This is a genomic window from Pseudomonas sp. B34(2017) (genome assembly GCF_002112915.1).
GTDB classification, from domain to species: Bacteria; Pseudomonadota; Gammaproteobacteria; order Pseudomonadales; family Pseudomonadaceae; genus Aquipseudomonas; species Aquipseudomonas pharyngis.
On the sequence record NZ_NEJA01000003.1, the window covers coordinates 617,261 to 640,462 of the forward strand.

At 61.8% G+C, this 23,202-nt stretch carries 17 protein-coding genes; 3 read left to right on the forward strand and 14 right to left on the reverse strand.

The window, feature by feature from the left end:
• Positions 1 to 82 precede the first annotated feature (82 nt).
• The 8 genes from CAF80_RS12545 to betI form a co-directional block, all read right to left on the reverse strand.
• Positions 83 to 1,261, reverse strand: coding sequence for an NAD(P)/FAD-dependent oxidoreductase (locus tag CAF80_RS12545; protein ID WP_085667407.1), 1,179 nt, complete (start codon positions 1,259 to 1,261; stop codon positions 83 to 85).
• Positions 1,262 to 1,412: 151 nt separating this feature from the next.
• Entirely contained in the window at positions 1,413 to 2,798 is a 1,386-nt protein-coding gene (gene dbpA / locus CAF80_RS12550) for an ATP-dependent RNA helicase DbpA (RefSeq protein WP_085667408.1), read from the reverse strand.
• Between the two features lie 121 nt (positions 2,799 to 2,919).
• The gene (gene mdtD, locus CAF80_RS12555) at positions 2,920 to 4,347 is read right to left on the reverse strand and encodes a multidrug transporter subunit MdtD (RefSeq protein WP_039767988.1); all 1,428 of its coding nucleotides are present in this window, start codon (positions 4,345 to 4,347) and stop codon (positions 2,920 to 2,922) included.
• Positions 4,348 to 4,498: 151 nt separating this feature from the next.
• Positions 4,499 to 5,836 (reverse strand): TldD/PmbA family protein, encoded by a 1,338-nt coding sequence (locus CAF80_RS12560; protein WP_085667409.1) that lies wholly within the window; start codon positions 5,834 to 5,836, stop codon positions 4,499 to 4,501.
• Positions 5,836 to 7,278, reverse strand: a complete 1,443-nt coding sequence (locus tag CAF80_RS12565) for a TldD/PmbA family protein (protein ID WP_085667410.1) — start codon at positions 7,276 to 7,278, stop codon at positions 5,836 to 5,838. Before CAF80_RS12565 ends, CAF80_RS12560 begins: the two co-directional genes overlap by 1 nt.
• A 283-nt stretch (positions 7,279 to 7,561) precedes the next feature.
• Positions 7,562 to 9,265 carry a choline dehydrogenase gene (gene betA / locus CAF80_RS12570; RefSeq protein ID WP_039767991.1) on the reverse strand — a complete coding sequence of 568 codons (1,704 nt, stop codon included), beginning with the start codon at positions 9,263 to 9,265 and terminating at the stop codon, positions 7,562 to 7,564.
• 131 nt (positions 9,266 to 9,396) lie between these two features.
• On the reverse strand, positions 9,397 to 10,869 hold the full coding sequence (gene betB / locus CAF80_RS12575; RefSeq protein ID WP_039767992.1) for a betaine-aldehyde dehydrogenase: 1,473 nt from the start codon (positions 10,867 to 10,869) through the stop codon (positions 9,397 to 9,399).
• Between the two features lie 108 nt (positions 10,870 to 10,977).
• On the reverse strand, positions 10,978 to 11,571 hold the full coding sequence (gene betI / locus CAF80_RS12580) for a transcriptional regulator BetI (protein ID WP_011336305.1): 594 nt from the start codon (positions 11,569 to 11,571) through the stop codon (positions 10,978 to 10,980).
• Between the two features lie 483 nt (positions 11,572 to 12,054).
• Here betI and CAF80_RS12585 point away from each other — a divergent pair, with 483 nt between their 5' ends.
• Positions 12,055 to 13,995 carry a BCCT family transporter gene (locus CAF80_RS12585; protein WP_223290698.1) on the forward strand — a complete coding sequence of 647 codons (1,941 nt, stop codon included), beginning with the start codon at positions 12,055 to 12,057 and terminating at the stop codon, positions 13,993 to 13,995.
• A 241-nt stretch (positions 13,996 to 14,236) separates the two neighbouring features.
• Here the strand turns inward: CAF80_RS12585 and choV are convergent, their stop codons facing one another.
• From choV to CAF80_RS12600, 3 genes are all read right to left on the reverse strand, one after another.
• Entirely contained in the window at positions 14,237 to 15,415 is a 1,179-nt protein-coding gene (choV, locus tag CAF80_RS12590; protein ID WP_011336304.1) for a choline ABC transporter ATP-binding protein, read from the reverse strand.
• Positions 15,412 to 16,257, reverse strand: a complete 846-nt coding sequence (gene choW / locus CAF80_RS12595; protein ID WP_039767993.1) for a choline ABC transporter permease subunit — start codon at positions 16,255 to 16,257, stop codon at positions 15,412 to 15,414. Before choW ends, choV begins: the two co-directional genes overlap by 4 nt.
• 76 nt (positions 16,258 to 16,333) lie before the next feature.
• Positions 16,334 to 17,284, reverse strand: a complete 951-nt coding sequence (locus tag CAF80_RS12600; protein WP_074692109.1) for a choline ABC transporter substrate-binding protein — start codon at positions 17,282 to 17,284, stop codon at positions 16,334 to 16,336.
• 434 nt (positions 17,285 to 17,718) lie between these two features.
• On the opposite strand from CAF80_RS12600, the gene CAF80_RS12605 reads away from it, so the two are divergent.
• A complete protein-coding gene (locus CAF80_RS12605; RefSeq protein WP_039767995.1) occupies positions 17,719 to 19,095 on the forward strand; it encodes an L-serine ammonia-lyase in 1,377 nt (458 codons plus the stop codon).
• A 470-nt stretch (positions 19,096 to 19,565) separates the two neighbouring features.
• Entirely contained in the window at positions 19,566 to 20,669 is a 1,104-nt protein-coding gene (locus CAF80_RS12610) for a GlxA family transcriptional regulator (RefSeq protein WP_011336300.1), read from the forward strand.
• A gap of 140 nt (positions 20,670 to 20,809) precedes the next feature.
• On the opposite strand, the gene CAF80_RS12615 is transcribed toward CAF80_RS12610, so the two are convergent.
• The 3 genes from CAF80_RS12615 to CAF80_RS12625 all read right to left on the reverse strand — a co-directional run bounded on the left by CAF80_RS12615 (position 20,810) and on the right by CAF80_RS12625 (position 23,096).
• Positions 20,810 to 21,073, reverse strand: coding sequence for a hypothetical protein (locus tag CAF80_RS12615; protein ID WP_039767996.1), 264 nt, complete (start codon positions 21,071 to 21,073; stop codon positions 20,810 to 20,812).
• Between the two features lie 358 nt (positions 21,074 to 21,431).
• Positions 21,432 to 22,595 (reverse strand): gamma-butyrobetaine dioxygenase, encoded by a 1,164-nt coding sequence (locus CAF80_RS12620; protein ID WP_074692112.1) that lies wholly within the window; start codon positions 22,593 to 22,595, stop codon positions 21,432 to 21,434.
• A 24-nt stretch (positions 22,596 to 22,619) separates the two neighbouring features.
• A complete protein-coding gene (locus CAF80_RS12625; RefSeq protein WP_074692115.1) occupies positions 22,620 to 23,096 on the reverse strand; it encodes a thioesterase family protein in 477 nt (158 codons plus the stop codon).
• Positions 23,097 to 23,202: the final 106 nt, after the last annotated feature.

Genomic DNA, 23,202 nt, shown 5'->3' on the forward strand with positions numbered 1-23,202 from the left:
CGACGCAATGGCGCCGATCACATCTGACAGCAAAAAGTGTTCCTTTCATGCACCACACACCACTGTGGGAGCGGGCTTTGGGTCAGACGTACTGCGCGGCGGCGTAACCCGATGCCCAGGCCCACTGGAAGTTGAACCCGCCCAGATGTCCGGTGACGTCCAGCACTTCGCCGACGAAGTAGAGGCCCGGGCTTTTCAGCGATTCCATGGTTTTGGACGACACTTCGCGGGTGTCGACGCCACCGAGGGTGACTTCGGCGGTGCGGTAGCCTTCGGTGCCGGCCGGCACGACTTTCCAGCTGCCGAGCTTCTCGGCGATGTCCGCCAGTTCGGCGTGGGTGTACTGCTTCATCGGTTTGGAGACGAACCAGTTGTCCGCCAGCAGGTTGGCCATCTTCTTGGTGAAGATTTCACCGAGCAGCGTTTTCAGTTCGCTGTTCGGGCGCTCGGCGGTCTGCTGTTGCAGCCAGCTTGCGGCGTCATGATCGGGCAGCAGGTTGATCTCGACCGTGTCGCCCGGCTCCCAGAACGAGGAAATCTGCAGAATCGCCGGGCCACTGAGGCCGCGGTGGGTGAACAGGATGTTCTCGCGAAAACTCTGGTCGTTGCAGCTGACCAGGCAATCCACCGAGGTGCCGGACAGTTCGGTGCACAAGTCCTTGAGCTGATCGGTGATGGTGAACGGCACCAGACCGGCGCGGGTCGGCAGTAGTTCATGGCCGAACTGTTTGGCGACCTGATATCCGAAACCGGTCGCGCCCAGCGTCGGGATCGACAGCCCGCCGGTGGCGATCACCAGCGACTGGCACTGGATCTGGCCGAGGGTGGTGTCGAGCAGGTAACCGCCCTCGATTTTCTCGATGGTCTGGATCGAGGTGTCGAGGTGCAGGTTGACGCCGACCTGATCGCACTCGTCCAGCAGCATGCCGAGGATGTCGCTGGATTTGTTATCGCAGAACAGTTGGCCGAGTTTCTTCTCGTGATACGGCACGCCGTGCTTGGCGACCATGCCGATGAAATCCCACTGGGTGTAACGGGCCAGCGCGGATTTGCAGAAGTGCGCATTTTGCGAGAGGAAATTGCTCGGTTCGGTGTACATGTTGGTGAAGTTGCAGCGCCCACCGCCGGACATCAGGATTTTCTTGCCGGCCTTGTTTGCGTGGTCGAGCAGCAACACCTGACGTCCGCGCCCGGCGGCGGTCAGTGCACACATCAACCCTGCGGCGCCAGCGCCAATGATCACGACTTCGGTAGAGCGCAAAACGGTGTCCTCACACAATGACCACGCAGATCGTTAGATCGTTCCCACGCTCTGCGTGGGAATGCCGCCATGGACGCTCTGCGTCCGCTTTTGAATCGTGACGCGGAGCGTCACAGGATGCATTCCCACGCAGAGCGTGGGAACGATCAGGTCAGAGGACGCGAACGCGCAGCGAACGACCCTTGATCTTGCCGTTGTTCAAGCGCTGCAGCGCCTGCATGACCACGGTGCGTTCAACAGCCACATAGGACTGGAAGTCGAAGATCGCGATCTTGCCGACCTGAGCGCCCGGAATCCCGGCCTCACCGGTCAGTGCGCCAAGAATGTCGCCCGGACGTACCTTGTCTTTCCGGCCGCCAGCGATGCACAGCGTGCTCATCGGCGGTTGCAGCGGGGCACCGCCCTGGGACTTGAGGTTATCCACCTGATCCCAGTTCAGCGGGGTTTTCTGCAGTTGTTCGATGGTTTGCGCGCGGTGCGCTTCGGACGGCGCCACCAGGCTGACCGCGATGCCTTTCTCGCCGGCACGACCGGTACGGCCGACGCGGTGAATGTGGATTTCCGAGTCGCGGGCCAGTTCGACGTTGATCACCATGTCCAGTGCATCGATGTCCAGACCACGGGCGGCAACGTCGGTGGCAACCAATACCGAAGTGCTGCGGTTGGCGAACATCGCCAGCACCTGATCGCGGTCACGCTGTTCCAGATCGCCGTGCAGGCCGACGGCGGAAATGCCTTTGGAGGTCAGGTGATCGACGGTTTCCTGCACCTGCTGCTTGGTGAAGCAGAACGCCACGGTGGAGGCCGGACGGAAGTGATGCAGGACCTTGGTCACCGCGCTCATGCGCTCTTCCGGGGAAATTTCGTAGAAGCGCTGTTCGATCTGGGTGTCGTCGTGGAACGCCTCGGCTTTCACCGTTTGCGGATCGCGCATGAACTTCGACGCCAGCTGCTTGATGCCCACCGGGTAGGTGGCCGAGAACAGCAGGGTCTGACGGCGGGCCGGGGTCTGTTCGATGATGTCTTCGATGGCGTCGTAGAAACCCATGTCGAGCATGCGGTCGGCTTCGTCGAGGATCAGCGTGTTGAGGCCGTCGAGAACCAGCGAACCCTTGCGCAGGTGCTGCTGGATGCGGCCCGGCGTACCGACGATGATGTGCGCGCCGTGCTCCAGCGAGCCGATCTGCGGGCCGAAGGATACGCCGCCGCACAGGGTCAGGACCTTGATGTTGTCTTCGGCGCGGGCCAGACGACGGATTTCCTTGGCGACCTGGTCGGCCAGCTCGCGGGTCGGGCAGATCACCAGCGCCTGGCAACCGAAGTAGCGCGGATTGATCGGGTTCAGCAGGCCGATGCCGAACGCGGCGGTCTTGCCGCTGCCGGTCTTGGCCTGGGCGATCAGGTCCATCCCCTTGAGGATCACCGGCAAGCTCTGCGCCTGGATCGGCGTCATCTGGGCATAACCGAGGGAGTCGAGGTTAGCCAGCATGGCGGCGGACAGCGGCAAAGTATTAAAAGCGGTGGCGATGGTGGTCACGGGACTGGCCTGCAAAACAAAATGTCGCGCAGTGTAGCAGCCTCTGGCCACTTTCCTCGAAAGTTCTGGACGAACGCAAAGCCTGTGACGAGGGCCGGTCCCCTCGCCACGCAGACCCCGGTCAATGCTCGATGTGTTCCTCCCGGCGCTTGGCGCGCCGTCCGTCCTCTTTCGAGAGCTGCGAGAAAATCGTCGCCGCCAGCATCGCCATGATCCCGACGGTCACGAACGTGAGCTGGAAAGCGCCCAATACGGTCTCGACGCCATCGTTGCCGATCTCCGCCGTAAAGCCGCCGAGCAGCGCACCGGCACACGCCACGCCAAGGCTCAGCGACAACTGCGCCACCACCGACAGCAAACTGTTGCCGCTGCTGGCGCTGGCGTCGTCGAGGTCGATCAGGGTCACGGTGTTCATCGCGGTGAATTGCAGCGAGTTGATCGCCCCGAGAACCGCCAGCAGGCACAGCAGCAGCCAGTACGGCGTCTGCTCGCTGACCAGCCCCATGCTCGCCAGCATGATCCCCAGAAACAGCGTGTTGCCGGTCAGCACGATGCGATAGCCCAGACGCTCGATCAGCGGCCGCGCGCCCCATTTGGCGACCATCGCGGCCGCCGCCAGCGGCAGCATGCTCATCCCGGCCTGGGACGGCGAATAACCCAGCGCCACTTGCAGCAGCAACGGCACCAGAAACGGCAGGGCGCCGCTGCCCAGGCGGGCGAACAGGTTGCCGAGGATGCCGACCGCGAAGGTGCGGGTCTTGAACAGCGACGGCGCGAACAGCGGGTTTTCAATGTGCCCGGCGCGCAACCAGTACGCTGCCAGACACGCCATGCCGCCGAACAGCAACAGCATCACCCGTAGGTGCGGCAGGTGCAGTTCGCCGAGGCCTTCCATGGCGATGGTGATCAGTACCATCGCCGCGCCGAACAGCAGGAACCCCAGGCTATCGAAACGCGTGCGCTCGGTACCGCGCAGGTCGGGGATGAACTTCCACACCGCATAGCAACCGATGACGCCGACCGGCAGGTTGATCAGGAAGATCCAGTGCCACGTCAGGTATTCCACCATCCAGCCGCCCATGGTCGGGCCGATCAGCGGGCCGAGCAGGCCGGGAATGGTGATGAAGCCCATGATCCGCACCAGTTCCGAGCGCGGGTAGGCGCGCAGCACCACCAAACGTCCGACCGGCAGCATCAGGGCACCGCCGAGGCCCTGGATCACGCGCGCGCCGATCAGCATGCTCAGGCTGCTCGACAAGGCGCAGAGCAGCGAGCCCAGGCTGAACAGCAGGATCGCGCCGAAGAAGATTTTCTTGGTGCCGAAGCGGTCGGCGATCCAGCCCGACGCCGGGATCAGCAAGGCCACGGTGAGCATGTAGGCGATGATCACGCCCTGCATGCGCAGCGGGTCTTCGGCCAGGTCCCGGGCCATGGCCGGCAGGGCGGTGTTGAGGATGGTCCCGTCGAGGGACTGCATGAAGAAAGCGATGGCGACGACCCATGGCAACCAGCGGGCGGTGATGGCGTCGAGAGGCGGGCGGTTGGGCATGGAACCTCTTGTGGGTTGTTGGATGATCGTTCCCACGTCGAACCGTCCGCGTGGGAATGCCGCCATGGACGCTGTGCGTCCGCTGTAAAGTGACGCGGAGCGTCACGGGATGCATTCCCACGCAGAGCGTGGGAACGATCAGGTCCGGGATTTACAGGGTCAAGGTCAATCGGCTCACCAGCGCCCCCGGCAACAACGCCGACGAGGTATTGCGCTGGCTATAGGTGCTCGCCGACAGCAGCAACTCACGCTCGGCAGTCAACGCTTCCAGCTGCGAACCCAGCAGGCTGTAGGCGCTGTCGTCGAAGCGCATGGTGCTGACCGGCGCCTGAATCTCGCCGTTTTCCACCCAGAACGTGGCAAACCGGGTCATGCCGGTCAGGCGCGCCGCCGGTTGATCCGAGAAGTTCAGGTACCAAAGGTTGCTGATATACAACCCGGTACCCAACTGCTTGAGGATCTCGGCCTGGGACAAGTCGCCGGCGGCCATGTTCAGCGCGCTGGGCGATTCACCGCCGCCGGCGCCGTTGGCGGTGAGGCCGTATTCGGCTGCGCTGCGCGAGCCGACCAGTTGCTCGCCGGCCTGGCCTTCGATGATCAGCCGCAGATCGCTGCGCGGGTAACCCTCGCCGGAAAACGCCGGACTCAGCGAACCACTGACTTTTTCGTCGAGGGACACCAGCGGGCTGAACGCCTGATCGCCGGCATACAGCTTCTGCAACGGGCTGCTCTTGCTGGCAATCGACTGCGCCGAGAAACCGCCCCAGCACAACATGCCCATGATTTCTTCCAGAGCGGCCGGCGCCAGATAGGCGCGGTATTGGCCGGGCGGCAGGGTGCGCAGCGGGCGACCGAGAAACTCGAGTTGTTCGCGGGCCTGCTGGATACGTTTGGCGAAGTCTTCGCTGTTCCAGTCATGCCCGGCGTAGCTGGCCTTCACCGCTTCGCCGTTCTCGTGGAACAGGCTGAAGTCGAAGTTGAAGCTGTTGGCCTGATGCCAGCCGAACGCCCCGGAAGAACTGGCAAAACCACGGCTGATCGGGCCGGCGGCATAGAAGCCGACCAGATCCAGACCTTCGGCCGCTTGAGCGATTTCAGCGACAACTTGCTCGGTGTCCGGCAGCGGATGCTCCTGTACACTCTGGCTCTGCCAGCCGTTGTGGTTGAGCAACAGGTACGGATCCTGCGGCAGCAGCGGCAGGGTTTCACGCAGCTGTTGCAGGCCTTCGGCAAGGCGTTGCAGGTCGGCTTCCTGATCGCCGGACAAGGTGATCTGCAGGTCGGCATGGCGACCGTCGTCGATCAGTTTCAGACCGATACCGGCTTGCTGAACTTGCCCGGCCTGACGCACCTTGGCGTGGTTGAAGCGCACGAAGGCCGATGATTCGGCGTCGTAACTCAGGGTGAACTGTTCCGGCTCGCGCACGGCATCGCGCAGCCAGTTGACCAGCAGCTTGAACGCCTCGGACTGGCTCTTGGAAATACTCATCAGGCGTCTCCCCCAAACACATCAACATTGCTGAACACGCAGGCCGGTGAAGCGTGGCCGACGCGGATCACCTGGTTCGGTTCGCCCTTGCCGCAGTTCGGCGTGCCCAGCACCTGGGTGGTGGCGGCGTTGCCGACGGCGCGCAGACTCTTCCAGAAGTGCGCGGAAATGCCCCGGTAGTTCGGGTTTTTCACCACGCCCTTGAGTTCGCCGTTTTCAATCAACTGGCCCCATTCGCAGCCGAACTGGAATTTGTTGCGTGCATCGTCGATCGACCATGAGCGGTTGGTGCTCATCAGAATGCCGTTTTCGATACCGCCAATCAGTTGCTCCAGTGGCTGGTCGCCCGGCTCGATGTTGAGGTTGGCCATGCGGTCGATCGGCGGTCGGTTCCAGCTGCAGGCGCGGCTGTTGGCAACGCCGTCCAGACCTGCGCGGAACTGTGACAGGGCTCCGCCCAATGGCCGGACCAGCAGGCCTTCGCGAATCAGGAATTGTTTGCTGGCCTTGGAGCCGTCGTCATCGTGACCGTAACTCGCCAGTTCTTCGGGAATGCCCGGATCGAACGTCACGTTGAGCATTTTCGAGCCGTATTGCAGGCTGCCGAAATCCGCGGCTTTGACGAAACTGGTGCCGGCGTAATTGCGCTCGTCGCCGAGAATCCGGTCGAGCTCCAGCGGGTGGCCGATGGATTCGTGGATCTGCAGCATCATCTGGTCGGGCATCAGCAGCAGGTCGCGCGGGCCTTGCGGGGTGTTCGGCGCGAGCAGCAATTGCAGCGCCTGATCGGCGACTTGCGGGCCGGCACCGATCAGGCCGCAACGGTTGATTACGTCGGCGCCGCCCTGCTGGCCGAAGTTCTCGCGGCCGAGGCTGCGGGTCTGGCTGTCGTTACCGTCGTAGGCAGTAACGTCAAGGCCCGGGTAGACGAAGCGTTGAGCCTGACGCAATTCAGCGCCGGCGCTGCTCAGGTAGATCTGTTCGACGTGGGTGATGCCGATGCTCACTTCCCAATTCACCAGGCGCTCATCCTTGGGCACAGAGGCGGATTCCGCGCCGAGCAGCTCGAAGCATTCGCTCAGGGACGGGAAGGGTTGTTCCAGATTGGGTGAAAAGTAATCGGCGCGGTCGCTGGACACCGGCTGCTGGCTCAGGTCGAGCAGGGCGTGCGGTTTGATCCGCCGGGCCTGCTGTTCGGCGCGCTCGAGGGCGGCTTGCAGGCCTTGTTGCGACAGGTCATTGGTCGCGGCGTAGGCTTCGACGCCGTTGATGCGAACGGTGAGCATCGCGCCTTCGTCGCGGCTCAGGCTCGGCGGTTCGGCGACGTTCTTGCGCACCGACAGGTACTGGCCGGATTCGCGCACATACCGCAGTGAAAAAAATTCGGCGCCCGTGCGCAAGGCAGCGAAGCGCTGCTTGAGCTGGGGGTGGAAATCGAACATCAGGGAACCTCCTTGTCATGGGAGCAGCGGCGAAGCGGATTCGGCGGGGAGGGATGAAGCGATCAGGCGAGGACTAGAGTAGGCCTGCGTGGGGTGTAGGATCAAGTGAAGAGGGGGTGTAGGGGGATTTACTCTGATAACAGCAGATCGTTCCCATGCTCCGCGTGGGAACGCCGCCATGGACGCTCCGCGTCCGCTTTGTGACGCGGAGCGTCACGGGATGCATTCCCACGCAGACGGTTCGACGCCTCGACGTGGGAACGATCCGAAGAGGTATTACGGCTTACTGAGCAACAGCACTCACATCACGCATCGGCTTGCCTTTCACCGGCGCATCGCCAGCGACGTAGTAAGGTGCGTTGCTGCGCGGCAACGGCTTGCGGCCACGGATCTTGTCGGCGATTTTCTCGGCGATCATGATCGTCGGCGCGTTCAGGTTGCCGGTGGTGATGATCGGCATGATCGAGGCATCGACCACACGCAGACCCTGCATGCCATGCACGCGGCCTTCGCCATCCACTACCGCCATGTCGTCGGTGCCCATCTTGCACGAGCAGGACGGGTGGAACGCGGTTTCGGCGTGCTCGCGGATGAACTTGTCCAGCTGCTCATCGGTTTGCACTTCGATGCCCGGGCTGATTTCACGGCCACGGAACGCGTCCAGTGCAGGCTGTTGCATGATTTCACGGGTCAGGCGGATGCCGTCGCGGAATTCCTGCCAGTCCTGCTCGGTGGCCATGTAGTTGAACAGGATGCTCGGGTGCTGGCGCGGATCCTTGGATTTGACCTGGATGCGACCGCGGCTCGGCGAACGCATGGAACCCATGTGCGCCTGGAAGCCGTGCTCTTTCACACCGTTGCTGCCGTTGTAGTTAATCGCGACCGGCAGGAAGTGATACTGGATGTTCGGCCACTCGAATTCCGGACGGGTGCGGATGAAACCGCCGGCTTCGAACTGGTTGCTGGCGCCGATGCCCGTGCCGTTGAACAGCCACTCGGCACCGATGGCCGGCTGGTTGTACCAGAGCAGCGACGGGTACAGCGAGACCGGTTGGGTGCAAGCGTATTGCAGGTACAGCTCAAGGTGATCCTGCAGGTTTTCGCCGACGCCCGGCAGATCGTGAACCACCGGGATGTCGAGGCTTTCCAGCAGTTTCGCCGGGCCGACGCCGGAGCGTTGCAGCAGTTGCGGCGAAGCGATCGCGCCGGAGCAGACGATGACTTCTTTACGGGCACGGGCTTCGACGCGTTCTTCAGCGGCGCCGACCAGGTAACGCACGCCAACGGCACGCTTGCCTTCGAACAGAACCTTGTCGGTCAGGGCGTGGGTGACGATGGTCAGGGTCGAACGCTTCTTGGCCACGTCCAGGTAACCACGGGCGGTGGAAGCACGACGGCCGTTCGGCGTCACGGTGCGGTCCATCGGGCCGAAGCCTTCCTGCTGGTAGCCGTTGAGGTCTTCGGTGCGCGGGTAACCGGCCTGTACGCCAGCTTCGACCATGGCGTGGAACAGCGGGTTGTTGCCCGCCTTCGGCGTGGTCACGCTGACCGGGCCGTCGCCACCGTGGTAGTCGTTCGGGCCGATGTCGCGGGTTTCCGCTTTGCGGAAATACGGCAGGCAGTCGAGGTACGACCAGTCTTCCAGGCCTGGCAGTTTCGCCCAGCCGTCGTAGTCCATTGCGTTGCCACGGATGTAGCACATGCCGTTGATCAGCGAGGAACCGCCGAGGCCCTTGCCGCGACCGCATTCCATCCGGCGGCCGTCCATGTGTGGCTCCGGATCGGTTTCGTACGCCCAGTTGTAGCGACGGCCTTGCAGCGGGAATGCGAGAGCGGCCGGCATCTGCGTGCGGAAATCGAGACGGTAGTCCGGGCCACCGGCTTCGAGCAGCAGGACGGTGACGCCTTCGTCTTCAGTCAGACGGGTCGCCAGGGTGTTACCGGCAGAGCCGGCACCGACGATGATGTAATCGAATTCTTGGGACATAGGTCCTCCGGGAGTTTCAAGCTGCAAGCTTCAAGCTGCAAGAGAGCAGCGAGCGGTGCTGAGATAGAGCGGCAAACCAAGCTGCTTTTACTTGCAGCTTGAAGCTTGCCGCTTGTCGCTGGATCAGCTGATCAAAATACCGAAACGTACTCGCCCAGCTCGACTTGCACGGACTTGATGCGCGTGAAGTTATTGAGAGAGCTGATCCCGTTCTCACGGCCGACGCCCGACTGCTTGTAACCGCCAACCGGCATTTTTGCGTCGGACTCGCCCCAGGCGTTGATCCAGCAGATACCGGCTTCCAGTTGATGAATCACGCGGTGGGCGCGGTTCAGGTCGCGGGTGACGATGCCGGCGGCCAGGCCGAAGTCGGTGTCGTTGGCGCGGCGGATCACTTCTTCTTCGGTTTCGTAGCTCAGGATCGCCATCACCGGGCCGAAGATTTCTTCACGGACGATGGTCATGTCGTCGGTGCAGTCGGTGAACACGGTCGGGGCCACGAACGCGCCCTTGGCGAATTCGCCGTCGGTCAGACGTTCGCCGCCGCACAGCACGCGGGCGCCTTCTTCTTTACCCTTGGCGATGTAGCCCAGCACGCTTTCCATGTGCGGGAAGCTGACCAGCGGGCCGAAGTTGGTGTTTTCGTCTTCCGGGTTGCCAACGCGGATGCGGGCAACGCGCTCGACGATCTTGGCTTCGAAAGCGGCTTTCAGGTGGCTCGGCACGAACACGCGAGTGCCGTTGGTGCAGACCTGACCGGAGCTGTAGAAGTTGGCCATCATGGCGGTGTCGGCGGCGCGATCCAGGTCGGCGTCGTCGCAGATGATCAGCGGGGACTTGCCGCCCAGTTCCATGGTCACATCTTTGAGCGACGAAGCCGAAGCGCTGGCCATGACCTTCTTGCCGGTGTCGGTGCCGCCGGTGAAGGAGATCTTCTCGATGCGCGGGTGCTCGGTCAGCCAGGTGCCGACTTCACGGCCGCTGCCGGTCAGAACGTTGAACACGCCATTCGGAACGCCGGCTTCGGTGTAGATTTCGGCCAGTTTCAGGGTGGTCAGCGAGGTGACTTCGCTTGGCTTGAAGATCATCGCGTTACCGGCCGCCAGGGCTGGAGCGGATTTCCACAGGGCGATCTGGATCGGGTAGTTCCACGCGCCGATACCGGCGACAACGCCCAGCGGCTCGCGACGGGTGTAGACGAAGGAAGTGTCACGCAGCGGGATCTGCTCGCCTTCGATGGCGGGTACCAGGCCTGCGTAGTATTCCAGCACGTCGGCGCCGGTGACGATGTCGACGTACTTGGTTTCGGAGAAGGCTTTACCGGTGTCCAGGGTTTCCAGGGCCGCCAGTTCATCGTTGCGCTCGCGCAGGATGTCGACGGCGCGACGCAGGATGCGCGAACGCTCCATGGCGGTCATCGCGGCCCAGATTTTCTGGCCCTTTTCGGCGCTGACCACAGCACGCTCGACGTCTTCCTTGGTCGCACGTTGCACCAGTGCGAGGACTTCACCGTTAGCCGGGTTGATGGCTTCGAAGGTGGCATCGCTGCCGGCGTCGGAGTACGCGCCATCGATGTAGAGTTTTTGCAGTTCGAAACGGGCCATAGTGTCCTCGCAAGTGCATTAGTGGTTGGCGTTGGTCACCGGGTGAGCCATATAGCTGTGGCATCGCGGGTCGGTGACAGTTCAGGGGCCGAGCGTTTTCTCTGTGCTCTAGCTCACCTGCTTGGCCAATTGGAAATCCATGTATTCGTAAGCGATCTGTTGCGCCTGCGCAGTGTCGAAAGCGTCTCCCGACAGCGCGCCGCGCAACCACAAGCCGTCGATCAGAGCTGCCAGTCCACGGGCGGCGGTGCGCGCATCTTCGAGCGGCAACACACGGCGGAACTCGCAGCACAGGTTGGAATACAGACGGTGATCGTTGATCCGCTGCAACCTGTGCAAAGACGGCTGGTGCATGCTGGTGGCCCAGAAGGCCAGCCAGGTTTTCATTGCCGGGCCATTGACCTGGCTGGCGTCGAAGTTGCCTTCGATGATCACCTGCAGATGCGCCCGGGGGCTGCTGTCTGCCAGCGCCTGACGGCGCGCGGTGACGTTCTCGCTGAGGACGCTCATCAGATACCGCATCGTGGCGGCGATCAGGCCATTCTTGTCCTGAAAATAGTGACTGATGATGCCATTCGAGACACCGGCCAAACGGGCGATCAGCGCAATGCTGGCGTCCCCCATTCCGACCTGATCAACCGCCTGCAATGTGGCTTCGATCAGTTGTTGGCGGCGGATGGGTTGCATACCGACCTTGGGCATCTTGCACATCTCCTTAGGCCTTCCGACGGGCGAATGACGCCTATCGGATTGAGGGCCAGTCTATTTTGTTTTGATTGAACGTTCAATCAACAAAGAATAAGATCTGCGACAAATCGTCGCTGCCTACAGAATTTTCTTACGTGTAAGTGGCGATAAAACCGACATCCGAAAAGGCTCGAAACCTGCGCGCGGCAAGGCGCGGTTCGACGTTCGACGGACGTGTTGAATGGGCAAGACGCTCAAGGCCAGGTTTCGGATGAACGTCCATGCCTCGGCCACGACGGCGATTCGCGATGCCATCTCTGCAGGTTCGGGCTTTTTTCGGGGTGTCTTTATATCACCCGCCGGTCGGCTGCCAACTAACCGATTGGTCGGGTTCCGTGTTGCCTTGTGTTCTTCTCTCGCACTGCCTGGAGCATTTGTGCCATGAGTTCTGCCTCGCTAATAAAGACCCCGCCCGAGAAGGTGACGGTCAACGGTTGGGTGTTCTACACCTCTACCGCGCTGATTCTGTTGTTGACCGCCATTCTGATCATCGCCCCGCAAGAGGCCGGCAGAATGCTGGGAGTGGCTCAGGCCTGGTTGTCCCGCAGCTTCGGCTGGTACTACATGGTGGTGATCGCCGCTTACCTGGTGTTTGTGGTGGGCCTGGCGTTTTCCTCGTACGGCAAACTCAAACTGGGCAGCAAGGACGACACCCCGGATTTCAGCTACGGCGCCTGGGCCGGGATGCTGTTCTCGTCGGGTATCGGTATTTCGCTGCTGTACTTCGGTGCATCCGAGCCGCTGGATCACTACTTCAATCCGCCGGAAGGTGCGTCGGCTACCAACATGGCGGCACGTCAGGCTGTTCAGCTGACTTTCCTGCACTGGGGACTGCACGGCTGGGCGATCTACGCACTGGTCGGTCTGGCCGTGGCCTATTTCGCTTACCGTCATAACCAGCCGCTGGCCCTGCGTTCGGCGCTGTATCCGCTGGTGGGCGAGCGTTGGGTCAAGGGCGCTGCCGGTCATGCGGTGGACGGCTTCGGCATGTTCGTGACCCTGCTGGGTCTGGTGACCAACCTGGGGATCGGCTCGCTGCAAGTGTCCTCGGGCCTGGAAAACCTGTTCGGCATGGAACACAGCAACACCAATCTGCTGATCGTGATCATCGTGATGAGCACCGTGGCCACCATCGCCGCCGTGTCCGGTGTGGAAAACGGCATCCGTCGTCTGTCCAACCTCAACATCATCCTGTTCAGCGGCCTGCTGATTTTCGTCCTGCTGTTCGGCCCGACCCTGCACTTGCTCAACGGCTTCGTGCAGAACATCGGCGACTACCTTAACGGCGTGGTGCTGAAGACGTTCGACCTGTACGTCTATGAAGGCGACAGTGAGAAGTCCGACCGCTGGCTGGGTCTGTGGACGCTGTTCTACTGGGCGTGGTGGATTTCCTGGGCCCCATTCGTCGGCATGTTCATCGCGCGTATTTCCCGTGGTCGTACCGTGCGTGAACTGGTGGCTGGCGTGCTGCTGATTCCGCTGGGTTTCACCCTGGCGTGGCTGTCGATCTTCGGTAACTCGGCGCTGGATCTGGTGATGAACCAGGGCGCGGTGGAACTCGGCAAGACGGCGCTGGAACAGCCGTCGATGGCGATCTATCAGTTGCTGGAACACTACCCGGCGTCGAAAGTCGTGATCGGCGTGTCGATCTTCGTTGGTTTCGTGCTGTTCCTGACCCCGGCCGACTCCGGCGCGGTGATGATGGCGAACCTGTCCTGCAAGGGCGGCAACGTCGACGAAGACGCTCCGCACTGGCTGCGGATCTTCTGGTCGGTCGTGATCACCCTGGTGACCATCGGCCTGCTGTTCGCCGGTAACTTCGAAGCCATGCAGACCATGGTGGTGCTGGCCGGCCTGCCGTTCTCGGTGGTGCTGGTGTGCTTCATGTTCGGCCTGCACAAGGCGATGCGCCAGGACATGCAGATCGAACAGGAGCAGGCGCAACTGGCTGAACGCGGTCGTCGTGGTTTCAGCGAGCGCCTGACCCAGCTGGATCTGCAACCGAGCCAGTCGGTGGTGCAGCGCTTCATGGACAAACACGTCAGCCCGGCGCTGGAAGATGCCGCGGCGCAGATGCGTGCACAGGGTCTGGAAGTGCAGACGCTGCTGGGCAAGTCCAAGCGCTGCATGGGCGTGCGGGTCGAGATGGAAGAGGGCAACCCTTTTGTCTACGAAGTGAGCCTGGACGGCTACCTGGCCACCCCGAGCGAGTCGGTCCAGTCCGATGAAGCGCGTCAGCGTTTCTACCGCGCCGAGGTGTACCTGCACAACGGCAGCCAGGACTACGACCTGATGGGCTTCACACAGGATCAGATCACACGTGATGTGCTCGATCAGTTTGAAAGCCATCGGCAGCTCCTTGGCCGGGTCTATAGCTGAGTTGTGAAGTGATCTTTCCTGCACGTTGTGCGGGAATACAAAGGGGCTCAAGTTGAGCCCCTTTTTTGTGTCTGATCGTTCCCACGCTCTGCGTGGGAATGCCTCAACGGACGCTCCGCGTTCGGCTTTTGATTTGGGACGCGGAGCGTCCCGGGCTGCATTCCCACGCGGACGGTTCGACGCCTCGACGTGGGAACGATCACGCCGCGATCCTCTCGCGGCGTTTTTGTGTCTGCTCTCTTTACCCCAGGTTCTTCCCGAGCAGCGCGTGATACAGCTCGCTGTCGCCGAGAATCCCCACCACATGATTGTTGTCGTGCAGCACCAGTTTGTTGCCGGTCTGGTAACGGATCTGCAACGCGTCGCGCATGCCGATGTTCGAGTCCACCAGCGTCGGTTTGCGCTCCAGGCCTTCCACGGCTTGCCCCGGTGCCCAGTTCTGCAGGTTCAGCACCGAACCGTTCTGCCGCGCACCCTTGATGGTGTTGCCTTCGGCCAGATCCAGCCACGAATCGCCGCCCGGATCCAGACACACCGAACCGTTGATGCGTTTGCAGTTGTCCAGGGTGCGCATCAGGCTGCGACCGCACAGCACGTTCAGCGGGTTGGTGTGGGCGACGAAGGTGCGCACGTAATCGTCCGCCGGGTTGAGCACGATCTCTTCCGGCACGCTGTACTGGATGATCCGGCCGTCTTTCATGATCGCGATGCGGCTACCGAGTTTCAGCGCTTCGTCGAGGTCGTGGCTCACGAACACGATGGTCTTGCTCAGCTTGCGTTGCAGTTCCAGCAGTTCATCCTGCAGGCCCTGACGGATCAGCGGGTCGAGCGCGGAGAAGGGTTCGTCCATCAGCAGAATGTCGGCGTCCATCGCCAGCGCGCGGGCCAGGCCGACACGCTGCTGCATGCCGCCGGACAGTTCGTCGGGCTTCTTGTTGCGCCATTGGGTCAGGCCAACCAGTTCGAGTTTGTCATCGACCAGTTTGCGCCGTTCCTTCTCCGGACGACCCTGCATTTCCAGACCGAAACTGATGTTCTCGCGCACCGTCAGCCAGGGCATCAGGGCGAACTTCTGGAACACCATCGCGATGCGTTTGGTGCGCATCATTTTCAGCTCGGCCGGGGAGCAGGAAGCGATGTCGATCTGCTTGCCTTCATGTTCGACGAACAGCTTGCCGCGGCTCACGGTGTTGAGGCCGTTGATGCAGCGCAGCAGGCTCGACTTGCCGGAGCCGGAGAGGCCCATCAGCACGCAGATCTCGCCTTTGTTGATGTCCAGGCTGGCCTTTTCAACGCCGACGATCTGCCCGGTCTTTTTCAGGATCTCACTGCGAGTCAGGCCTTGATCGAGAAGTTTCAGTGCTTCGCGCGGATCCTTGGTGAAGATAACGTCAACGTTATCGAAGCGAATTATGCTCATGCGTCACCCCCTGCTTTGGCGTCGGGTTGTTTGCAGATACGGTCGAGCATGATCGCCAGCAGTACGATCGCCAGGCCCGCTTCGAAGCCGAGGGCGATATCAGCAGTGTTCAGTGCGTTGACCACCGGTTTGCCGAGTCCGTCGGCCCCCACCAGTGCCGCGATCACCACCATCGACAGCGACAGCATGATGCACTGGGTGATGCCGGCCGCGATGCTCGGCATGGCGTGAGGCAGTTCGATCCTTGAAAGCAGTTGGCGACGCGAGCAGCCGAAGGCCTTGCCGGCGTCCATCAGTTCTTGCGGGACATCGCGGATGCCCAGGTAGGTCAGGCGGATCGGCGCGGCGATGGCGAACACCACCGTCGAGATCAGGCCCGGCACCACACCCAGCCCGAAGAGGGTCAGGGTAGGAATGAGGTAAACGAAGGTCGGTACGGTCTGCATCAGATCGAGTACCGGCCTCATCAAAGTGTAGAACATCGGTTTGTGCGCGGCGACGATGCCCAGCGGCACGCCGATGACCACGCAGACCAGGGTCGCGAACATGACCTGGGCGAGGGTTTCCATGGTTTCCTGCCAGTACCCCAGGTTGAGGATCAGCAGGAAGGAGGCGACCACGAACGCGGTCAGGCCCCATTTGCGTTGAATGAAGTGGGCCAGCAGGGCGATGAGGCCGATCAGCACCAGCGGGTTGAACCAGGTCAGCGCAAACGTCACGCCGTGGATCATCGTTTCCAGTGTCACGGCGATTGCGTCGAAGGTGTTGGCGCCGTGTTGCGTCAACCATTCAACGAAGCCCGCGATGTACTGGCCTAAAGGGATTTTCTGATCAATCAGCATGGTAGTGAACGTCCGCATGCAAGGAATAAACAGCCCGGGCGGTTAGCCCGCCCGGCATAAGCGATGCCTCTTTAATTCAAGGCTGTGCGAGTTTGGCTTTCACGGCCTCCAGGCCTGGTTTACCGTCAATGGTGGTCACGCCAGCGAGCCAGGTATCGAGCACCTGTGGATTCTTTTTCAGCCAGGCCTTGGCGGCCGCGTCAGGCTTCATCTTGTCGTCCAGGATGTTGCCCATCAGTTCGCTTTCCATGTCGACGGTGAACTCCAGGTTTTTCAGCAGTTGGCCAACGTTGCTGCATTCCTCGGCGTAGCCCTTGCGGGTGTTGGTCGCCACGGTGGCGGCGCCGAAATCCGGGCCGAAGAAGTCATCGCCGCCGGTCAGGTACTGAATCTTGAAGCGCTTGTTCATCGGGTGCGGCGCCCAGCCGAGGAACACCACGGCGGTGTCGCGTTTTTGCGCGCGGTCGACCTGCGACAGCATGCCCGCCTCGCTGGATTCGACTACCTTGAAGCCGGCGTCTTTCAGGCCGAAGGCGTTCTTGTCGATCATGCTCTGGATCAGACGGTTGCCGTCGTTGCCCGGCTCGATCCCGTAGATCTTGCCGTCGAGTTCCTTCTTGAATTTGGCGATGTCGGCGAAGTCGTGCAGGCCCTTGTCATACAAGGCCTGCGGAACGGCGAGGGTGTACTTGGCGCCCTTGAGGTTGGTGCGCACGGTTTCCACGGTGCCGGCGTCGCGGTAGGCCTTGATGTCGTTTTCCATGGTCGGCATCCAGTTGCCGAGGAACACGTCCATGTTCTTGCCGTCGGCCAGCGACTTGTAGGTCACGGGTACGGAAATCATGGTGGTCTTGGTCTTGTAGCCGAGGGCCTGAAGCACGACGGAGGTGGTGGCGGTGGTTGCGGTGATGTCGGTCCAGCCGACATCGGAGAAGTTCACGGTATTGCACTGCGCCGGTTCTGCGGCTTGAGCCAGTAACGGCAGACTCAGCATGGCGGCCAACAACAACGACGGGGAACCTTTCATGAATGGACTCCTTGGTGTTTTTTTTGGCAGTGTTCCGATTGGACCACCGCACTTATGGGTTGCGGTTGGATGGCGTTCTGGAGACAGCTCTACCGCAGCGCCTTGCAATCGAGTCGATACGATCATGTACCAGTGAAAATCTGACGCCTACAGGGTGCGTCGTATCCAGTACAGGGATGGTCGCATCCAGTGTCAGTGACGTCGTTTACAGCTTTTTTCTGCCCTTTCTGGCCATCTGAACCGCATAAAAACGGCGAAAACACGGGCTGAAACCGGCACGGCGTTAGTGGGCATGAGTACGTCGGTGTCAGACGCCGAACGACCCGGGAAAAGCCCGATGATGCGGGCATTCCGGCGGATCGCAGCTTGAGCGTAGCAGCTCCCCCAGCGGGCGTTTCATGCCCCGGACCGGCACTTTCAGGAGCTCTGCAGCAATGGCTATCAGCGTTTTCGACCTGTTCAAAATCGGCATTGGCCCCTCCAGTTCCCACACCGTCGGGCCCATGCGCGCCGCGGCCCTGTTCGTCGAGTCGTTGCGCGACAAACATCTACTGGAGCAGGTGCGTCGCATCGAGGTGCAGTTGTTCGGTTCGCTGTCGGCCACCGGTGTCGGTCACGGCAGCGACAACGCGGTGATCATGGGTCTGATGGGCGAGTGGCCGGACGCGATCGACCCGTCGCAGATCGGCCCGCGGATCCAGGCCCTGCGTGAAACCCATACGCTGTTGCTCGACGGTCGTTTGTCGGTGCCCTTTATATGGGCCCGCGACATGCGCCTGATCGACGAGAACCTGCCGTTCCACCCCAACGCCATGACCCTGGTTGCCGAAGGCGATCACGGCGAGCTGCATCGCGACACCTACTATTCGGTCGGCGGCGGTTTTGTGGTGGACGAGGCGCAAGCCTCCAGCGGTGTGGTGGATCTGGATCGCACCGAGTTGCCTTACGACTTTTCCAGCGCGGTGGAGCTGCTGGAACTGTGCAAGACCCACAACCTGCGCGTGGCCGAATTGATGATGGCCAACGAGAAGGTCTGGCGCAGCGAAGAGGAAATTCGCGCCGGCCTGATGAAGCTCTGGCGGGCGATGCAGGATTGCGTCGAGCAGGGCCTCAAGCACGAAGGCATCCTGCCGGGCGGCCTCAACGTGCGCCGCCGCGCGGCGAAGTTGCACCGCAGTCTTCAGGAATTGAACAAGCCCAACGTGATCGGCTCGACCCTCAGCGCGATGGAGTGGGTCAACCTGTTCGCCCTGGCGGTGAACGAGGAAAACGCCGCCGGCGGGCGCATGGTCACGGCGCCCACCAACGGCGCGGCGGGGATCATTCCGGCGGTGCTGCATTACTTCATGAAATTCAGCGAGGCGGTGACCGACGCCAACGTGGTCGACTACTTCCTCGGGGCGGCGGCGGTGGGGATTCTGTGCAAGAAGAACGCCTCGATCTCCGGTGCCGAAGTCGGGTGTCAGGGGGAAGTCGGTTCGGCCTGCGCAATGGCGGCAGCTGGTCTGGCGGAAATCCTCGGCGCAAGCCCCGAGCAGTTGTGCAACGCGGCGGAAATCGGCCTGGAACACAACCTGGGTCTGACCTGCGATCCGGTGGGCGGCCTGGTGCAAGTGCCGTGCATCGAACGCAATGCGATTGCGGCGGTGAAGGCGATCAATGCCGCGCAGATGGCCTTGCGTGGGGACGGTCAGCACTTCATCTCGCTGGACCGGGTGATCCGGACCATGCGCGATACCGGCGCGGATATGCATGACAAATATAAAGAGACTTCGCGGGGCGGGTTGGCGGTCAGCGCGGTGGAGTGCTGATACCTGGTCGCCCCAATCGCTGGCTTGCCAGCGACGGGGCCGGACCAGTCAAAACTGCGCACCAAGTGAGCACCGGATATCAAACGCGCCACCTTTTGGCGCGTCGCTATCGGATAAGAGTCTTTCCTGCCTCCAGCGCCTGATTCGCAGGCGCTACCGTCCGTCACCCGTGCCTGCGGTGACACTGTAGGACAATCGCGCGCAGGCCAGTTCCCACAAGTGCTACCGATTTGCTCACACGCTCCGGGGCAGGGCTTTCGCGGCCACTGATGGCACTTCGAATTACCCTTCGTCGGAGCGCTTGTATAGACGCGTCGCGACGTCGTTTTCAGGAGTTATTGAACAGCCATTCAATTTTAGGCATGGCAATTGCTCTGTCATAACAAAGCCCGTCTCACGCAAGAGAACGATGGCAATAACAAGAGCCTCCGCCTGAGGCCATCACCCGCTTTGTGTGAGGAGATACCGCGATGACGTCGTTCAACTCCGGGGCTCAACCCCAGAACCGTGCGCCTCAATCCATCGGCTTTCTGCTGCTGGACAATTTCACGCTGATTTCCCTGGCATCCGCAGTCGAACCGCTGCGCATGGCCAACCAGTTGTCCGGTCGCGAGCTGTATCGCTGGACCACCCTCACCGTCGACGGCGGCCAGGTCTGGGCCAGTGACGGTCTGCAGATCACCCCCGACGCTTCCATGCATAAAGCCCCGGCCCTCGACACCGTCATCGTGTGCGGCGGGATCGGCATTCAACGTACCGTTACCCGTGAACACGTGTCGTGGCTGCAAAGCCAGGCGCGGCAGTCACGCCGCCTCGGTGCCGTGTGCACCGGCAGTTGGGCCCTGGCCTGCGCCGGCCTGCTCGACGGCTTCGATTGCAGCGTGCACTGGGAATGTCTGGCGGCGATGCAGGAAGCTTTCCCGCGTGTTGCGATGAGCACCCGCCTGTTTACCCTCGACCGTAACCGTTTCACCAGCTCCGGCGGCACCGCGCCGCTGGACATGATGCTGCACCTGATCAGCCGCGATCACGGTCGTGAACTGTCCGCCGCGATCTCCGAGATGTTCGTCTACGAGCGCATCCGCAACGAGCAGGATCACCAGCGTGTGCCGCTCAAGCACATGCTCGGCACCAACCAGCCGAAACTGCAGGAAATCGTTGCGCTGATGGAAGCCAACCTGGAAGAGCCGATCGACCTCGACGAACTGGCGGTGTACGTCGCCGTGTCCCGTCGCCAGCTCGAACGCCTGTTCCAGAAATACCTGCACTGCTCGCCGTCGCGCTACTACCTCAAGCTGCGCCTGATCCGTGCGCGGCAACTGCTCAAGCAGACGCCGATGTCGATCATCGAAGTGGCGTCGGTCTGCGGGTTTGTGTCGACGCCGCACTTCTCCAAGTGCTACCGCGAATACTTCGGCATTCCGCCGCGTGACGAGCGCGTCGGCTCCAACACCACCCAGCAGGTGGCAATGATGCCGCTGCCGCAGGCCATTGTGATGTCGCCGCTGTCCGGGCCCATGTCGGCGCTGAGCCAGGCACGCAACGAATCCACATTCGCCAGTGTAAGGCTCTGATAAGTATCGTTCCCACGTCGAGGTGTCGAACCGTCTGCGTGGGAACGCAGCCCGGGACGCTCTGCGTCCCAAAAGGCCGAACGCGGAGCGTCCGTTGAGGCATTCCCACGCAGAGCGTGGGAACGATCAGGTGAGTAACGTCAGGCGCTATGGGTTTGTTGGTATTGCGCCAATGCCGGCAACAATTGTTTGTCGATGGCCTGACGCACTGCAGGCTGGATGCTGGCGCCGCTGGTGTACATGTCCTTGACCATCTTGCGCAGTTCAAAGGCGCGAACGTTATCCAGACCGCGCACCGCATACTCACAGGCCTGCTCGGCAGTTGAACCGCTCGGCACTTGAAAACCCAACGACTTGAGTTGGCCCAACAGGTCTTCCTGATCGATCAAATCGGCATACATCATGACGCGAATCCTTCTTCGGCAACGGAGGTCGTGGCTCGATTCTGGTAGGCCTGCCCAGGCACGGCAAGGGCGATTTGTCGCAGTGGCCGCGACGGCTATGAACAGGTCGTTTTCGGCTAACTCGCCGTCAAGGGGAGTGGGCACACTGGCCTCAGCTCGCTTCACGAAGGTTTGGTCACCCTCGCCACGGCAGCTCCTCAACAGTACCCTCGCCCCGATCCTGTCACGGCTTGTATCGGGGTTTTTTTTGCCTGTGTGTGAGGTAAATCGAGGTGCATTCATCGCCAGCAGGCTGGCTCCCACATTGAAATGCGCTCTTTGTGGGAGCCAGCCTGCTGGCGATGAACGATGACGCGGTTTAGCGCTGCAACACCAGAATCCGCGACAGCAATTCATCCCGATCGATGTAGCAGCCCTGAAAATGCCGGGCCCCGGTGGTCGGGTCGAACGCATTTCGCGCGTGCAAAGTGCGGCGGTTGTCGAAGCACCACAACTCGCCCGGATTGAGCCGCTGCATCACCCGAAAGCGTGGCTCGCGGGTCATGGCGATGAAGCGCCGATAAGCGCGATACAGCAGGGGCATTTGCTCCACGGACGTGTCGAACGCCCCGCGCAAAAAGTTGGCCATGCGGATTTCCGCGACCCGGCCCAACGCGTCCAGGGCGATGACCGGCGCGAGGCAGCGATAGTCGCTGTGGCGGTCCTTGTTGCGAAACTCCACCGGGATCTCGCACAGCGCCTGAAACGACGCGGGATCTTCCTGGCGCAACGCTTCGGCAATCGCAAAACCGTCGACGAAAATGCTCTCGCCACCCTCGGCGTCGTTCACCAGGCAATGCAGAAATTGCAGGCCCGGTTGCAGCTCGCGGGTCGGCAGGTCGGTGTGCAATGGCAGGTTGAAAGCGGTGTAGGCGTTGCTGTCGGCGTCGGCCTTGGATTGCACGTTGAACAGCACGCCGAAGTTGCTCTCGCGGATGAACGAAATGCGCTGGGCGATCAGCTTCAGCGAACCGGGTTCGGTGGGTACGCCGCGCACTTGGGTCAGGCCGATGTCGCGTACCGCCAGCAACCATTGCAGCAGTGCGGCGTTGTCGTTCATCAGCGCCGCATAGTCGAACACCGGCAACTGCAAATCACTGCGCCACAGGAAGGGTTTCGGCCTGGAGGCGAGGCGTTCGGTGCGCGATTCATCATCGTAGGCGTGGGCGCGCAACCAGCCGGCATCGAAGCGGCTGAGGTGGCCGTCCTGCCAGTCGATACGCAGGCAGCCATCGGTGTCGATGTGCACCGCGGATGGCATCAGGTCGGGAGCCGCATCGACGATCTCGAACACCTGCTCACGGGTGACGCTGTAGACGCAGTGCGGACACGGACAGTTGTCACGCAGCCACACGTGGTGAAACGGGCTGACACGCCCGTCGGCCCATTCGATCAGGACGCGATCCGCCAGGTTCTGCACGCCGTTCAGCGCGCTGATCAACGGATAAGTACGGAAATCGGCAACGGCAACGGCGGTTTGCATGGCGGCTCCTTGTGAGGGATGGATTTACCGGGCTGGGGGCAGGGCGATGACCCGGCCGATGTAAGCCGGGGCGGGCAGATCGGCCTGCTCGGCGACGATGGCTTGCAGACGGCCCAGGGTGTCCGGGGTAAACGGCGCGGAACGCGGCCCGGCCAGGTCGACGTGCAGCAGCATCTGTTCGTTGCCGGCCAGCTCCTTGTCACCGCCGGCCAGATGCAGGCTGTGATAGAGGTGCAGGCGTTTCTGGTCGTGACCGATGATCTGCGTGCGCACTTCGACTTCGGCATCGAGCTTCACTTCGTGCAGGTAGTTGAGGTGCAGTTCGAGGGTGAACAGCGAGTGGCCGCTGGCTTCGCGGTTGTTGCTGTCCATGCCGAGACGATCCATCAGGGCGTCGGTGGCGTAGCTGAAAATCAGCAGATAAAAGGCGTCGCGCAGGTGGCCGTTGTAGTCGACCCAGTCGCGGATGATGCGGGTTTGGTAGGTGGTGAGGGTGGGCATATTTTCTCCTGATGCGATCGTTCCCACGCTCTGCGTGGGAACGCCTCCTGTGACGCTCTGCGTCACGCTTCTGGGACGCAGAGCGTCCCGGGCTGCATTCCCACGC